Source organism: Candidatus Brachybacter algidus, assembly GCF_016707225.1.
Classification (GTDB): Bacteria; Bacteroidota; Bacteroidia; order Chitinophagales; family Saprospiraceae; genus Parvibacillus; species Parvibacillus algidus.
The window spans coordinates 615,572-631,189 of sequence record NZ_JADJID010000002.1 but is presented as its reverse complement, the minus strand read 5'-3'; the positions used below and the strand labels follow the sequence as shown (position 1 = coordinate 631,189).

13 protein-coding genes are annotated in these 15,618 nt (G+C 35.0%); 3 read left to right on the top strand and 10 right to left on the bottom strand.

All coding sequences use genetic code 11. The features are described 5' to 3' along the window. The first annotated feature begins 86 nt into the window (after positions 1–86). Together IPI15_RS08520 and IPI15_RS08515 are read left to right on the top strand one after the other, a co-directional pair. Complete coding sequence (locus IPI15_RS08520) at positions 87–626, top strand: EF-hand domain-containing protein (RefSeq protein ID WP_287401753.1); 540 nt, start codon at positions 87–89, stop codon at positions 624–626. Between the two features lie 157 nt (positions 627–783). Next, positions 784–3,408: a valine--tRNA ligase gene (locus IPI15_RS08515; protein WP_287401752.1), complete on the top strand. Its 2,625-nt coding sequence runs from the start codon at positions 784–786 to the stop codon at positions 3,406–3,408. 1,788 nt (positions 3,409–5,196) lie between these two features. On the opposite strand, the gene IPI15_RS08510 is transcribed toward IPI15_RS08515, so the two are convergent. The 5 genes from IPI15_RS08510 to IPI15_RS08490 form a co-directional block, all read right to left on the bottom strand. Continuing rightward, positions 5,197–5,550, bottom strand: coding sequence for a hypothetical protein (locus IPI15_RS08510; protein ID WP_287401751.1), 354 nt, complete (start codon positions 5,548–5,550; stop codon positions 5,197–5,199). Between the two features lie 5 nt (positions 5,551–5,555). Beyond that, positions 5,556–6,233 (bottom strand): hypothetical protein, encoded by a 678-nt coding sequence (locus tag IPI15_RS08505; protein ID WP_287419890.1) that lies wholly within the window; start codon positions 6,231–6,233, stop codon positions 5,556–5,558. Beyond that, complete coding sequence (locus IPI15_RS08500; RefSeq protein WP_287401749.1) at positions 6,220–7,194, bottom strand: polymorphic toxin type 23 domain-containing protein; 975 nt, start codon at positions 7,192–7,194, stop codon at positions 6,220–6,222. Before IPI15_RS08500 ends, IPI15_RS08505 begins: the two co-directional genes overlap by 14 nt. Positions 7,195–7,694: 500 nt before the next feature. Next, positions 7,695–8,405: a YceI family protein gene (locus IPI15_RS08495; RefSeq protein ID WP_287401748.1), complete on the bottom strand. Its 711-nt coding sequence runs from the start codon at positions 8,403–8,405 to the stop codon at positions 7,695–7,697. A gap of 121 nt (positions 8,406–8,526) precedes the next feature. Beyond that, positions 8,527–9,426: a MerR family transcriptional regulator gene (locus tag IPI15_RS08490; protein ID WP_287401747.1), complete on the bottom strand. Its 900-nt coding sequence runs from the start codon at positions 9,424–9,426 to the stop codon at positions 8,527–8,529. A 147-nt stretch (positions 9,427–9,573) separates the two neighbouring features. Here IPI15_RS08490 and bshA point away from each other — a divergent pair, with 147 nt between their 5' ends. Next, positions 9,574–10,728 carry an N-acetyl-alpha-D-glucosaminyl L-malate synthase BshA gene (bshA, locus tag IPI15_RS08485; protein ID WP_287401746.1) on the top strand — a complete coding sequence of 385 codons (1,155 nt, stop codon included), beginning with the start codon at positions 9,574–9,576 and terminating at the stop codon, positions 10,726–10,728. 8 nt (positions 10,729–10,736) lie between these two features. Here bshA and IPI15_RS08480 read toward each other — a convergent pair whose 3' ends face one another. The 5 genes from IPI15_RS08480 to IPI15_RS08460 all read right to left on the bottom strand — a co-directional run bounded on the left by IPI15_RS08480 (position 10,737) and on the right by IPI15_RS08460 (position 15,272). Beyond that, positions 10,737–12,080, bottom strand: coding sequence for a M43 family zinc metalloprotease (locus tag IPI15_RS08480; RefSeq protein WP_287419888.1), 1,344 nt, complete (start codon positions 12,078–12,080; stop codon positions 10,737–10,739). An 85-nt stretch (positions 12,081–12,165) separates the two neighbouring features. Next, positions 12,166–13,005, bottom strand: a complete 840-nt coding sequence (locus tag IPI15_RS08475) for an alpha/beta hydrolase (RefSeq protein ID WP_287401744.1) — start codon at positions 13,003–13,005, stop codon at positions 12,166–12,168. A gap of 42 nt (positions 13,006–13,047) precedes the next feature. Beyond that, positions 13,048–13,578 carry a DinB family protein gene (locus IPI15_RS08470; protein ID WP_287401743.1) on the bottom strand — a complete coding sequence of 177 codons (531 nt, stop codon included), beginning with the start codon at positions 13,576–13,578 and terminating at the stop codon, positions 13,048–13,050. 20 nt (positions 13,579–13,598) lie between these two features. Further along, positions 13,599–14,897 (bottom strand): M56 family metallopeptidase, encoded by a 1,299-nt coding sequence (locus IPI15_RS08465; RefSeq protein WP_287401742.1) that lies wholly within the window; start codon positions 14,895–14,897, stop codon positions 13,599–13,601. A 6-nt stretch (positions 14,898–14,903) separates the two neighbouring features. Beyond that, positions 14,904–15,272: a BlaI/MecI/CopY family transcriptional regulator gene (locus IPI15_RS08460; protein ID WP_287401741.1), complete on the bottom strand. Its 369-nt coding sequence runs from the start codon at positions 15,270–15,272 to the stop codon at positions 14,904–14,906. Between the last annotated feature and the right edge of the window lie 346 nt (positions 15,273–15,618).

Here is a 15,618-nt window from a genome sequence, read left to right as displayed (position 1 = left end):
AAAACATCGAAACGTTCATTATCCTCAAAAGGCAACCATTAAGAAGATGGAACCTTTATTTGAATTTTAAAAATTAATTAAAAGACATGATTAAGAAAGTAGTAAAAAACAGTTTATTCTTAGTTTTAATCGCCGGTACTTTAAATGTTGCATCTGCTCAGGAAACAAAAATCGCGGAAGGCAAACCATCAAACACCAACCATGGCGTAAAACCTGTAAAAAGTAATAACGGCCAATTGTTTGACAAGTTAGACCTGGATAAGAATGGCAAGATCAGTAAGGATGAAGCTATGAAGAGTAATAATGAAAGGTTTACTGGAAATTTTGATAGAATAGATACCAATAAAGATGGCAGTGTGTCCAGAGAAGAACTTAAGTCTTCAAAAAACTATGTTAATACAACTCCTCAGCCACAGAAAAATAAAGACAGCAATCCTAAGCTTGACGCCAATAATGATGGCAAGATAAGCCACGATGAAGCATACAAAAGTGGCAACCAATATTATATAAACAACTTTGAAAAGTTGGATACTAACAAAGATGGTTTTATTTCTAAAGAAGAAAAACAATCTGGAAAAGCTTCAAAAAAAGCCACAAAAACAACTGTTAAAAAAACACAAAAATAACCTACTCGTAGAAAGTAATTACTTGATGCACATATTTGAAAATGAGGCAACAATGTTCAAAAGCATTGTTGCCTTTTTCTTTAATATTAATTGAAGGCAGGGGCTTAAACTATAAAAAATAAATATCCTACCTTTGCACCTTAATTAAAGAAAAGCAATGTCTTCATTAAGCAAAACATATACACCGCAAGAGATAGAAGGTAAATGGTACCAATATTGGGAATCTAAAGGTTATTTTCATTCGGAACCTGATGAAAGGGAATCTTTTTCAATCGTCATCCCCCCGCCCAATGTCACCGGCATCCTGCACATGGGACATATGCTCAACAACACTATTCAAGACATCCTCATCAGAAGGGCTAGACTTAAAGGCAAAAATGCTTGCTGGGTCCCAGGCACTGATCATGCATCCATCGCTACTGAAGCAAAAGTGGTAAAATGGTTAAGAGAAGAAAAGGGGCTAAAGAAGTCCGACCTTTCACGTGATGAGTTCATGAAATACGCCTGGGAATGGACAAATAAATATGGTGGCATTATTTTAAATCAATTAAAGAGGCTTGGTGCCTCGTGTGATTGGGATAGGACATCATTTACGATGGATGATGTGAGAAGCAAAGGAGTTTTGAAAGCCTTTGTGGACCTCTATAATCGTGGCAAGATATACCGTGGATTGCGCATGATCAACTGGGATCCCCAGGCTCAGACTGTACTTTCCAACGAAGAAGTAATACATGGTGAAGAAAACGCCAAACTTTACAAATTAAAATATGTACTGGAGGAAGATCCCTCCCAAAGCATTGTCATTTCTACCCAACGTCCGGAAACCATAATGGCAGATGCTGCTATTGCAGTTCATCCGGATGATGAACGATATAAACACTTGGTTGGTAAGCGCGTGCTTATCCCACTAATCAATAAACCTATCTCCATCATCATCGATGACTATGTAGATATTGAATTTGGAACCGGAGCACTGAAGGTCACTCCTGCCCATGACATCAATGACTACGAACTCGGCAAAAAACACAATCTTGAAGTCATCGACATATTGAATGATGATGGATCTTTAAATGACAAGGCGCAGATATTGATCGGACAGGATAGGTTTGAAGCGAGAAAGTCTATAATAAAACTCCTGGAAGAAGCAGATTTAGTGGATGGAACGATAGACTATAAAACAAATATCGGCCGATCTGAGAGAACGAATGCAGTAGTAGAACCTAAATTAAGCCTTCAATGGTTTGTAGATATGAAGTCTCTTGCCGAACCAGCCTTAGATGGTGTAAAATCAGGGGATATAAATTTCTTTCCAAAAAATCAAGTCAATACCTATACTTATTGGTTGGATAATATCCGTGACTGGTGTATATCAAGGCAATTATGGTGGGGACACAGAATTCCCGCATATTATTATGGAGAGGATGTATTCGTAGGATTAGATAAAGAAGAAATTGATGCTAAGGCGAAGTCCAAGTTTGGGGCTGATTTTGATATAAGTTTATTGCGTCAGGATGAAGATGTATTGGATACATGGTTTTCTTCATGGTTGTGGCCGATCACTGTATTTAATGGCTTTGATGATGAGGAGCAATATAATTACTATGTACCCACAAGTGTGTTGGTGACCGGATGGGATATTATCTTTCTCTGGGTAGCAAGAATGATTATGGCGAATTATGAATGGAAGCAAGAAAAACCCTTTAATGACGTTTATTTCACGGGTATGGTTCGGGATAAGCAACGCCGTAAAATGAGTAAATCTCTTGGCAACTCTCCCGATGCACTGGCCCTAATAGATACATATGGTGCTGATGGAGTGCGATTTGGAATGATGTCGTCATCTCCGGCGGGAGGAGATCTTCTTTTTGATGAAAAACTGTGCGAACAAGGTCGTAACTTTTGCAATAAGATGTGGAATGCACTTCGTCTGGTAACTTCATGGGAAGTAACTTCAGAATTGGATTTAACCATTCGGGCTAAAAACAGACTCTCCTATGATTTCATGAAGCAGGCGATCAACGAAACATTAATTCAAACTGAATCCAATTTTGACACCTATCGACTTTCAGAAAACCTTATTCTTATTTATTCACTGATTTGGGATGATTTTTGTGCTTACTACCTTGAAATGATCAAGCCTGCATTTGAGGCCCCGATAGATAGCGAAACTTTAAAGGAAGCCAGGGAATTATTAAGTGATCTGATGATCATTCTGCATCCGTTCATGCCTTTCATTTCTGAAGAAATTTTCCAAAATGTCAATGCAGAAAAAGAGCAAGATTGCATCGTTTCAACTTACCCGGCTGTAATTGAAAAAAATGAAAGCTTGCAACAAAGTTTCAAATTCTTTAAAGATTTTGTCAGTCAAATCAGAGACATCCGCAATAAAAACGGTCTTAAGCAAAGAGATATCCTACCGGTGTTTTTCGAAGGAGATCATGACAAGCATATTGCATTGAATGGATTCAAGTCATTAATTGAAAGTATCGCATTCGTTGAAGTAAAGGACAAAAATGATTTAATACAGGAACAAACAGTAACTGCGCTTATCAGCACGATCAAAATCTTCGTGGAATTACCTGAAGGCAGTGGTAATAAATCGGAAGAGCGCGAACAAATCCTTGAGAAAATCAAGTATTTTGAAGGTTTTGTTGTTTCCTTGAATAAGAAATTGGAAAATCAGAAATTTGTAGACAATGCACCGGCAGAAGTACTTGAGAAGGAGCGTAAGAAGTTAGCTGATAGCTTGGCAAATATTGTGAGTTTAAAAAGTGAATTATAAAATAATTAACCGCTTTCTGATATAAAAAAGCACCTCGGACCAACATCTGAGGTGCTTTTTTTAATTATTAAACTTAAGTTTCGGCAGTTAAGAAACAAAGGCAGATGGCTGATGTTAGATGTTAGATGTTAGATGGAGTTTAGTCAATTGATTCATAATTTTTCTTTTATTGATTTATAAGACAAAATTTTCATATTATTAATGGAAAACCATCTAAAATCTACCTTCTACCATCTAAAATTATTATTATTCAAATTTATCCTTAAAAAAACAAATTTGACTGCCGAAACTTGAGTTATTAAATCATTCAATTGAAATTCAATTCCCAATAAAGATTCATAAAAAATACTAGACCAGTTTTAAAACCGGTCTAGTATTAATTGATTTTATCACTTTAATTAAGCTCAATGTCCTAAAGCTATCTTTAATTATTATACGTGACTATATATTAAATAAACTTATATTTGTTAATTTTCTATATTTAATATTCTCCTCAAAATATCAATGAATCTAATTTGTGAATATGTATTTAATATTGCTAATCAATATTTTAACAATTACAATTATATATATATGTAAATTATGTAATATTTTAGCTTCTTTTTTGTAGCTAAACATCTACAAAAAGAAGTCTAAAATTTTATGTCTGAGTAGATTTACTTTTGAATTATTAATTCTTAATTTACAAATTAATTAATCTATTAAAAAATATTATTTTTAGAAATTACTGCTTATTTCTTAATTCTAATATTTTAAAAATTAATTAATTTTTTCTTCATTTCGAGCTTTTAAAAAAAAGCTCATTTATAGACAGTTAAATTCAACCTCAGATTTAAGTTAAAAAGAAAAGCGGTTAATCTGTCAATACAGAAAAACTACCAAAAAATAATATGGCTGAATCCCGTGAAGGATGAATGTAATAATCACCTCATCTTTACATTATCAAAACGCACTTAAAGAAAGTGTAGATTTTGATCCTGCTGATTATCTCAGGATGAATATTTTGGAAAGGGTGATGCTTAATAAATTTTAAAAGGGAATATCGATAAAGATCGACATTCCCTTTTTTTGTTTTGGGGAGATTTTAATGGATTAATATCACAGAGTTGCACAGAGAAAAAATTGAGCTTGCACAGAGTTAATTTTATTGAATTGTAGTTAGAGATTGATCCGTGCAGCATTTGACAATAGTCAAATCTCTTTGTGAATCTCAAAAACTGTAAAATAGCAAAGTGTTTTAAAAATTTAAAGCAACTGCAGAATGGAACAAACACCAAAAACTTCCGTGAAACTCTGTGATACAACTTCCTTGACACCAATCCTAAGCTATATCACAAAGATTAATGGATTAATATCACAGAGTTGCACAGAGAAAAAATAGAGATTGCACAGAGTTAATATTATTGAATTGTAGTTAGAGATTGATCCGTGCAGCATTTGACAATAGTCAAATCTCTTTGTGAATCTCAAAAACTGTAAAATAGCAAAGTGTTTTAAAAATTTAAAGCAACTGCAGAATGGAACAACCACCAAAAACTTCCGTGAAACTCTTTGATACAACTTCCTTGACACAAATCCAAAGCTATATCACAAAGATTAATGGATTAATATCACAGAGTTGCACAGAGAAAAAATAGAGTTTGCACCGAGTTAATATTATTGAATTGTAGTTAGAGATTGATCGGTCATTTCAATAATTCAATTAATTTAAAATGTCCAGAAATTAAGCAATTATCTCGTCTTACACCTTTACTTATTGCCCATTACTCATTTTCCATTACCCATGCTTCAAGCATGCACGAAAAACATATGATTTTTCAATTGATAATAGGTATCACAAGTAAAATGTGAAACATAAACACTATCGGTCAATTCAAAACATTGATAAATGCCATCAACTAAGTCACCCATGAATAACTCATCCTCCGAATACAATGGCAAAGGCTCAGAAGATACAACAACTATGGGTATCGTCGGTGCTGTAGGATTCGTTGGTGCAGAGTCAAGCGGCACTGTGGATATATCGTTAAAATCCATTGAGACAGCAGCTCTTTGTTGACGAGGTGGAGGCAGTCTATAACGATTTTCATACTCTTTTGAAGCCAGGTCAATGATCTTCACCTTTTTATGTCTGCGTCCCATAAAACTTATTTTTGTATTGAAAATTTGAGTGCTGAACTATCCTGAAATACCTGAGGAATATCGAAAACCAGATACTCGGCAGGAGAAATATCCTTTTTTCTGATTACCTGATCGAAAACTATAGTATTTGTAAATCTCCCTTCCTCATCTCTGAATTTTGCCTGAGAATAAAATCTTATATCTACATCTGTAACATGGTTTTGGCTCAAATAAAACTGAGTTCCTTTCTTTTTAATGTTATACCTTTTTAGCAGTTGAATATTGTCTCTGGAGACTAGACCTGTATATGCTGGGCCAATTGAAACACATACTTTTTTCTCATTGAAATAAGAAGAAACAAACAAAACTTTTTCTACACCACCATTGACATAAAAATACAAATAGATGATATGTGAACTACCTATGGATTTAATTAGGCTTTTGTGTTCTGAAAGACTATTGGTTATTTTAAATTGTCCAATTCTATCTATGTTGACCAATCTTTGTTCAAATCTTGCTTCATATTTTATCGTATCATTCGCTATAGAGTCTGCCAGAAATTTGGCCATAGATCCATATAAGGCACTAAAAGATGTATTAATAAAATTACCGTTGATCTGATTCTTCTTAAAAGACAAAGTTGGTGACTTACAAGAAGAGACAACAAATAGTGCAATTATTGCTAGTATCTTATAACTTGACATCCCAGTTATTTTTAAAGCTTCCGCCAATGAAAAATCTGTTTCTGTCATTATTCGGGTGCAGAGACAACCTCCCCTTTAAATGAATTATATCTTGTATCCCGAAATATCTTCCATTCTTAGAGGCAAGATTTCCAATCACTCCTGCATCAAAATTAAAATATCTACCCCCATTCACCTTCACATGATAAGCTGATGTATTATAGTTTCTAAGAATCGTTTTTTGCTCTCCTGTTTCACTTTCATAAATAGGCACATTTATTCCTAATATATTGGACAATTCATACAACAATGGGGCATATCCAGTAAACTGATCGTAAGAAAATTCTATGATATTTTGATTCCGGGAGCCATGATAAATGATGTGGCCTCCACCCGTCCAATATCTGTCAAACCCATCTCCTAATCCAATGGAATTGAACGGTGGCCCATCATTATAATAATTTATAGAAACATGATCATAACTAAGATTTATAGCACCTACTACCTGGTGCCTTCTGTGGTTATTTAAGATGATGTTAGTGGTTAAGAATCCCAAAAATTTATTGTTAAAAACAATATTGTAATAGTCACCATTGTGCAATGTGCGTATCTGCTTTGAATAACCGGTGCGTTCCTTCGAACCATAACCGATACTTATTGAATTGGTGAAATCCATCTGGAAATCATCGACGAATTTGTTGAGATTACTACCGATGGTTTTGGTATAAATGGAAAATGAAGGGCCATAATTGAGCATTAACCTACCCTTCTGAGCACTGGCGCCCATAGCCACATATATCCTTGTTCCGGGGAATTTATATCCATTGCTACCGGCCTTATCGAAAATATTTGTTAAGAATAAATTAGCACCGACATTAACATTAGTTTTAAACTCCCATGATGATTGTCCTTGAGTCCTAAGTGCACAAGTGTGCAATATTAATACACATATTAGATTTGGTATAATTGAAGTAACCTTCATACGAAGCGCTTTATACAAATATAGTGTTTTGGCGCAATAAAAAGTTATGAAGTTTCCTATGCTTCTTCCTAAGCAAACTTCTAACAAAAATCAAAAATCAAGCTTTAAGAATAATCCTCCTTTTTAATTTATCAAAAGATAAAAAGGGAATTATTGTTGTAAATAAATTGCCGTTGGTTTTAGCCAACGGACTGTATTTGTTAAATTATTTCGACTTAAGTCCCAATAAATCATCTGAAACCAAGCGAATAGTTACAAATTTATGAAGGTATTTCTATGAAGTGTTAGCTAAAAAGACAAAATTTGGCTTCAGCCATATAAATCATTTTCTTGGGACTAGCCCACTTTACTTTACCCCCCCACAAAAACCTAAAACCAAAAAAAATTTTTAAACTTTGCATAATAAACCTACCCTTTGCTACACTCATAGCCAACAAGGGAGAACCCTCAAATGACAGAAGTAAAGGTTTTTTGCACCTAATGCACGAACTATCTATTGATTACGCCTTCTTAGCTCTGATGTTGATCACCATTCCAATTTTATCGCTAATGATCTTATCCTTGACGGTATTAATTACGCCACTTTTGTATTTAATACCATAGTCAACTCTATTGATCTCAAAGGAAGGAGTGGTGGCTGTAAGTAAAGTTCCATTATTGGAGACAATGACATATGCATCAAATTCAATAGTTTTGGTTACTTCTTTAATTTTTAAATCACCGGTTATATGATGTCTAGTTTTATCATTGCCTTTGATCAACAAAGATTTCTTCAAAGTAAAAATTGCCGTAGGATACTTATCCGCTTCAAAAAAGTCAGCAGACTTCAAGTGTCCTTCCAGCTTTTCTTTATCATCGGATTTAAGATCAGTTGAAAGAATAGATTTCATATCAATTTCAAAGGTAGCAGATGTGATCTTCCCGGCTTTTAATTCCAGACTCCCTTTACTTACGTTTATGGTTCCGACATGCGTTGAAGTTGGATTATTAGCAGTCCAGTTGACCGTGCTAGGATTTTCTAAATTAAAAACACCATTTACTGTATTAATATCGACCTCCTTATCAGCATTCGTATCTAGAGGCGGTATAGTATTTTCGATCACTACAGTATCTTCGGTTACCTTAGATACAACTGCGGACTCAGTTTTCTTGCAGGATATCATACCTATTACAAGACCGGTAAACATACAAAATGAAGTTAATTTATTCATTAGATTAAATTTGTATTGAACATTAAAGCTGCCTCAATGAGCTTTTTTTTATTAATAGAATTTAGTAAAGATATTGTATAATATGTCAATCTATACCATTTAGTATGAAAAAATTGAGTCCTTAGACTGTTTCCGTGTGAAACATAGACTGAGCAAACAAAACAAGGTTTTTAATGTCTGGGAAAAACTTAACACTTGCTGGGAATTTAATAGAACTTTCACCATTTTCAGTACCTATAATATATAAAGGCGTATTTCCAATATAGGACACAAGGTCATTGATCAATTTAAGAAATTTTTGCTTAGCCATTTGTTCATTAACTATGGTGATAAATGCACTAGGTTTTAAATTAGTATAAGCTATTTGTAGCTCTTCCGGGGGCGTATCGAGACCGAGTTCAGTACAACGAATACCATTGACTTTTAGACAATAATTTAGCAGAGCAACACTCACAAACTGTTTACTGCTGGAGTAAGGAAAGATGACAAGGTGGGGAGCATCCGGAAGGACTTTATGTTCTATTCTTCCAGTCTCAGAGACAAAGATATTCTTTATCAAATTGAAATAATGCCCCAAATGTATCTGTTGGATATGCCCGGTAAGTGAAAGTAAATTCAGTCTCGCTGATACCGGAAATAATAAATGTAACATGGTCTCATGCACTCCTTTTTCTTTCAATGAAGCATTGATGGAATCGGTGATATAAACTTCATCAAACTGCATTATAGCCGTCGTCATTCTATCCATGGTCGATGTTTCTTCATCCTTGCTACTTCTGAACTTATCTGCCAGAGTGTTCAGCTCTTGATCGGTCATGGCCGCTAACTTACTTATTTTAAATCCCTCATGATTTAAAAGAGCAATATTGCCAAGTAAAGTAACTTCCGGCTCGCAATAATACCTGTTATTTGATTCGGTTCTCTTAGGCTTTAATATACCATACCGCTTCTCCCACATCCGAATGGTGTGAGTTTTGATAGATGTTAATTGAGAAAGGTCTTTGATTGAATATAAACCCACAGAATATTTTAATTTTATTACGCAACTTTGATACTTTGAAACATTGTGTATAAGAAATTGTTTACATGGCTAAATATGCGAAAGCTTTATCCTTAGAGGATTTAATAAACCACACCCTGGACATTGACCTTTTAAATTTGTTTTGTAATGAAGATAGGAATTGTATGTTACCCAACCTATGGAGGAAGCGGAGTTTTAGCTACTGAATTAGGTATTGGCCTTGCTAATAATAACCATGAAGTTCATTTCATCACTTATCAAAAACCTGTCAGACTAAATTTTTTCCATCAAAACATATATTTCCATGAGGTGGAGTCGATGGATTACCCATTGTTTGAATATGCGCCATACGAATCCTCCCTTGCTTCTAAGATGGTCGATGTGGTAAAATATGAAAAGCTGGATATCCTTCATGTGCACTACGCTATTCCTCACGCGACCGTTGCTTATCTGGCCAAGCAAATTCTATTACGTCAAGGTATTAAGATACCTGTAGTCACCACGCTTCATGGGACGGATATTACCCTGGTAGGAATTAATAAAACATTTGCTCCTATCGTCGAATTCAGCATAGATGTCAGCGATGGCGTCACTGCTGTATCAGATAGCCTAAAGAGACAAACTTTAGAAAATTTTAATGTAGACCATGAAATTAGGGTTATCCATAACTTTATAAATTTTGACAGATTCAAAAAAAGCAATAAAGATCATTTCAAAAAACTCATAGCGCCAAATGGGGAGATGATCATCACACACACTTCCAATTTCCGGCCTGTCAAAAGAGTAGCAGATGCTTTAGATGTTTTCTGTAGAATTCAAAAGGAAATACCGAGTAAACTTTTGCTGATTGGTGATGGACCAATGCGTTCTGAACTCGAAGAAATGGCGCGGGAAAGGTCTAATTATGAACATATTAGATTCCTGGGTAAACAGGATGCCGTAGAAGAAATTCTCGCCATTAGTGATCTATTCTTAATGCCTTCAGAAAAAGAAAGTTTTGGTCTTGCTGCGCTTGAGGCTATGGCTTGCGAAGTGCCGGTCATTAGTTCAAATGCTGGTGGAATACCTGAAGTAAATATCCATGGTGTGACAGGATACCTTAGCAATATTGGTGATGTGGATGATATGGCATCAAATGCACTCAAGCTCCTAACCAACCCAGAGATGTTAAAAGAATTTGGAGCGAATGCTTTAGAGCAAGCTAAAAAGTTTGATATAAATATTATTCTCCCTCAGTATGAATCATACTACAATGACATTATTTCAAAGGTAAAAGGTCCGGCAATTTCAATAATGAGCTGATCTCATCTTTATTTAACAACAATTAGTTTAGATTCCCACGTTTTAATACCATCAACGTATCTAACGTTATAAATACCTTGTGACAGATTCGAAATATCCAGCCTATTGGTCCTTAAAATTTCGATATTCATTACACGGTTACCAAAAATATCAAAAATAGATAATTGCCCCCCTTCAGGAATGTTATTAATCAAGATTTCATTCATTGCCGGATTAGGATTAATTGATAATTTATAACGAACCTCTTTATTAACTGAAAGGGCTCCATTGATAAGTGTATCTCTCTGTATGGAAAGCACCTTTCGCATATGACTCACTTGACCTTTTGTAAAAAGTGTCTGGCATATATCATTGGAGTAATCCATATAATTTTCCCACATATCAGGCATATCATTGGGCTCATTTACTTCGCAAGTATTCACATCAGTAGCAGGGCAGTCGGCTGCCTGTGTGGATAGATCCATGACAGGAGTATCATCTATGCCGTCTGTACCGCACCCTTCATCCCCATCTATATGTCGCAGACCTAGATAATGTCCGATCTCATGCACAGCTGTTCTCCCCTGACTCACCAGACCCATAAGGTCATCTTTATAAGGATTATTAGCTCCTATGGTTTGGTACTGAAGGAAGACACCATCTTTAATTCCATCAACAGCGCCTTCCGGCCAATTATCCGGTAACTGAGGAAAAGTCGGAGGAGTAGCAAGCCCCAAAACCGCTGGAATATATATCCCAAAAAAATCAAATCCTTCATCAGCGATCCAAATATTAAGATACCTATTAGAAGGCCATCCATCATATCCTCCCTTATCAGTGTACTTGATCCGCTCAAAACTTTCAACATCAAACCCTCCCAAAATGACGCTGAAATCTCCAAAATATTCAATATCAGTCTTAGTTCTGGTAATACCGGATGTCGGATTACCCTCTGGATCTTTAGGTGCCAAGTAGAATTCTATTTCAGCATCTCCCGCCAATGGCTGAAAAATAGGCCTTGTCTGTCCTACATCATTATGCTTATTTCTAAATGCATGATTGAGAATATCGAGCTGATCCAAAATATATTCGTCCGGTATATTTTGCTTATCATTATTATAGATGACGTGGAAGACAACAGGAATTCTATATACCTCACCATTCCTTTCAAAAGCAGGATTTGATTGAGCATATTCAAAGGATCTCTGTTCGGCAGCTTTATATCCGGGAAACTTACTTTCCATTTGATCCATCATCATTTTATACCCACAGATTGGAGCAGGTATTGTCTGGGCATTTAATTGTCCAAACGTAATTATAGTAAAGAAGAAGAGTGTTAATGAATAGTATTTGATAGAAGTGAAAGAAGCCATGATGTATAATTTTGATCGATTTAAAATTAGAAAACTAAAAATAATGAATTATTCAAATCATAGAGATTTAATTTTCCTTAGCTCCTTACTTATTTTTTTTTAACTCTTTGTTCATTCGCAGAAACACTTCATAAATCGCATTGTGAAGAATAGTTGCATGGTCCTCTTTGGGCATAGTAATAAAGTCCACTTTAAGTTTTTTTTGCTTAGAATTCTGAAGTAATACTGCCAATGCCTGAGCATCATCTTCCATTTGTTTCCTTTCTTTGCCGACGATCACGGTAACCTTAATTTCACTATCTAAATGAGTATCCAAATAAGTCTTACCAGCTTTCAAGAGCGACTCATTATCCCACCAAAGGCTTGGACTTACGATGATATAATTATTGAATAATCCGGGCTTTTTAAAGAATATTTCAGTTGCTACCAATCCTCCAAGAGACTGCCCTAAGAGTATCTCCTGTTTTCCTGTTTTATATTTATTCCGAATAAATGGTTTTAATTCCTTTTCAATAAAATCAATAAATAAAGCTGATTTTCCGGTAGTTGGGTACGTCTTTGTTAAAGAAGCTATGTCTGTATGAAATGTAAAATCTCTTTTTCTGTCTACATTACCTATGCCCACTACAATAGTTTTAGGAAAACCCATCTGCATTTCAAAAAATTGAACCAGACCAACTATGTGTAAAAAATCTTCATTCAAACTTCCATCGAGCAGATAGATAACTGGATAAGAAACATCTTGAGAATTATCATATCCGGGAGGAAGATAAATATTAAGTGTTCTTTTTTCACCAAGGATATCTGAATTAATTTCCAATGTCTCCCCGATACTCAAAGGTCGTGCATCTTGAGCTTCCAGGCGATTGTATTGGATAATGACCACTGCACTGAGTACTAAAAAGAACCTAAATAAATATTGCATATGCTTTTATTAAGATGTAAATTTAAAAGCAATGTAATGCATTTATCCTTTATAGCTAAGGTATTTTTCTACCAATCTTTGGTGATGTGTAGCATGGTATGCTGTGAAGTACAACATCTCTCTAAGTGTCAACTTTCCCAATAACGGATGTGGAAGGATCAACTCATCCAGCGAAGCCTCAGAATATTCATCGATCTGCTTTTTAAGTTTGCTTACAAGGTTTTGAAATTGGCTAATTAATTTTGATCTGTCTTCAAATGTCTGGGGTGGAGGAATAAATTTTCCAGAGGCTCGACCTCCTTCTTCCAGTTTATCCTGGTACTTATGAACCAGTGCTGCGTAAGTTTTACTTTGCCTATTTGCCTTTCCAAACATTGTTTTTAATACAAAATTAGGTAACATCATCGCTTGAGTCAGTGGTTTGATTGCTCTGATGAGGTGATCCAGATGCTGACCAGCAGTCCATTTCTCAGGTGGTGCATAGTTGTACTCTTCCTCGTTCAGGGAAAGTAGGTAGTTTTTAAATAATTGATGATTTTTGTACAATTCATCAATAAGTTCGGATCTATTCAATTCAATATTATATTTAGTTATCAATTTCCAAAAGAAATTGGAAAAACTACTTCTGACCTATATTTTTTACCTTTTACAATAGGAGCTTCCCACAGAGGCATATCTCTAAAAACCTTGTCCATAGCTTCTTCTACCTCAGGTGTTAGTTTATTCAAATAGGTAATCAAAATAATCTTTCCATCTTCGTCAAAATTTAATCTGGTAAATATTTTTTGGCCCTTCATGTCTATGTGTTTTGGGATTCTTAGATTTTCCGATACATATTCGGTCAGTGCCAATTCTCCACCTGGATATTGCGGTGTAAATTCATCTCCGAATCTAGTGACTTTTGGCACCACTTTAAGTTCTCCGCCAGGTGTCAAATACAATTCCCTGACAGTAGAAGAATCTTCATTTAATTCTTGATGAATTACAACTTTACCAAGATTTGACAATTGCCATTTATTCAACAAATCACCACAGAAAAGGATCAAAGGAAAAAAAGACAAAAAGCCAATCATTTGCATTTTATTACTTCGGGTCTGTGCCATTTTCAAGAACCTGTCTTTTAGTGCAGATTTTGCAAAATTGTGGGTTAGTGCCTTCCCGTCACCCATACGTTGGGATATCAACAGTAGCCCATACTGCTGAGTCGTAATATCACGAATTACTATATCATCAGCAATATATTCATGGAGCGTATTAAAGTATTTTTTATAGAGTAAAAGAATGGGAAAGAACCAAGTAAAGGTCAGCAGAAATTCAACCAACAATATGTCAAGGCTATGCAACTGCTTTGTATGCACTGATTCATGCTTTATAATTGTCCTAAGTGAATCGTCATCCAATTGCCTCTCTTTGCTTAAAAAAATAAGGTGGAAAAATGAAAAAGGCGTATGGAGCGCTGGAGATTCGACAATAGTCATTCCTTGTATATTACTTACACTATTGCCTCTCACCATAGTGATTAGTTCGATAATCTTGTAAATCAGAATGGCTAATAATCCAAGTGATACCAATAAATAAATAGAGGTAAATAAAGGAGAACTCACTATAGAGGATACCATCCCTCCGGTATCGAAAGCTTTATTGGCCTGACTAAAAATGATTTCAGGAGAGAATCTTAATAAATCACCATTCATTAATCCTCGTGAACCACTTCCAATTAAATTTAATCCGTATGCTTTGAAGATACCCGCTAGTATTCCTACTATGATAGAACTAAGCAAATAGGTCCTTTGAGCATAAAAAAAAGTTGTTTTCCTCAACCAAATCCCATAAGGAATCAGTAGGATCATCCAAACTGATATAGCGACTAATGCAATGGTGAGAATAGTCATAATAATCTACTTCTTTTTATTCAAAATATCCATCAACTCTGTTACTTCCTTGAGATCGATGTCTTTCTCTTGAGCTATAAACGAAACAAGACCCGAAAAGGATCCTTCGAAATAATCATTAACTAATTTATTTAAAGATTGATTAGAGTAAGATTCTTTTGTGATGAGTGGAAAATATTCATAGGTTCTCCCATAGGCCTTATGACCAACGAAGCCTTTTCTCTCCAGTATGCGAACGATCGTAGATATAGATGAATGTGGAGGCTTTGGCTCATCCATCTGAGCGATAATATCTGACACGGTGCATCTATCCATTTGCCAGAAATATTGCATTATTTCTTCTTCTGCTTTGGTCAACTGCCTTAAATCATTCATGATATAAAATTTACTTTAGTTATTAACGACAAACTTACAACTAAAGTTTTAGTATAGCAGCTTAATATTTAGTTAAATAGCTTCAATAAGAAAAACATTAAATGAATTACTAAAGTTTCGGCGGTTAAGAAACAAAGGTAGATGGTAGATGTTAGATGTTAGATGGAGCTTAGTCAATTGATTCATATTTCTTCTTTAATAGGTTTATTAGAAAAAATATCCATGTGATTGATGGAAAGCCACCTAAAATCTACCCCGCCTTGTTCGGCGGACAAGCTTCTAACATCTAACATTTTATTAAAATTTAAATTATTTCTTCAAAAATGAAAATTTGACTACCGAAACT

Coding starts and splice junctions, on each gene's coding strand:
- bshA (WP_287401746.1), top strand. CDS start 9,574: ATGAAGATAGGAATTGTATGTTACCCAACCTATGGAGGAAGCGGAGTT.
- IPI15_RS08520 (WP_287401753.1), top strand. CDS start 87: ATGATTAAGAAAGTAGTAAAAAACAGTTTATTCTTAGTTTTAATCGCC.
- IPI15_RS08515 (WP_287401752.1), top strand. CDS start 784: ATGTCTTCATTAAGCAAAACATATACACCGCAAGAGATAGAAGGTAAA.
- IPI15_RS08510 (WP_287401751.1), bottom strand. CDS start 5,550: ATGGGACGCAGACATAAAAAGGTGAAGATCATTGACCTGGCTTCAAAA.
- IPI15_RS08460 (WP_287401741.1), bottom strand. CDS start 15,272: ATGAATGATTTAAGGCAGTTGACCAAAGCAGAAGAAGAAATAATGCAA.
- IPI15_RS08500 (WP_287401749.1), bottom strand. CDS start 7,194: ATGAAGGTTACTTCAATTATACCAAATCTAATATGTGTATTAATATTG.
- IPI15_RS08505 (WP_287419890.1), bottom strand. CDS start 6,233: ATGTCAAGTTATAAGATACTAGCAATAATTGCACTATTTGTTGTCTCT.
- IPI15_RS08465 (WP_287401742.1), bottom strand. CDS start 14,897: ATGACTATTCTCACCATTGCATTAGTCGCTATATCAGTTTGGATGATC.
- IPI15_RS08475 (WP_287401744.1), bottom strand. CDS start 13,005: ATGCAATATTTATTTAGGTTCTTTTTAGTACTCAGTGCAGTGGTCATT.
- IPI15_RS08480 (WP_287419888.1), bottom strand. CDS start 12,080: ATGGCTTCTTTCACTTCTATCAAATACTATTCATTAACACTCTTCTTC.
- IPI15_RS08495 (WP_287401748.1), bottom strand. CDS start 8,405: ATGAATAAATTAACTTCATTTTGTATGTTTACCGGTCTTGTAATAGGT.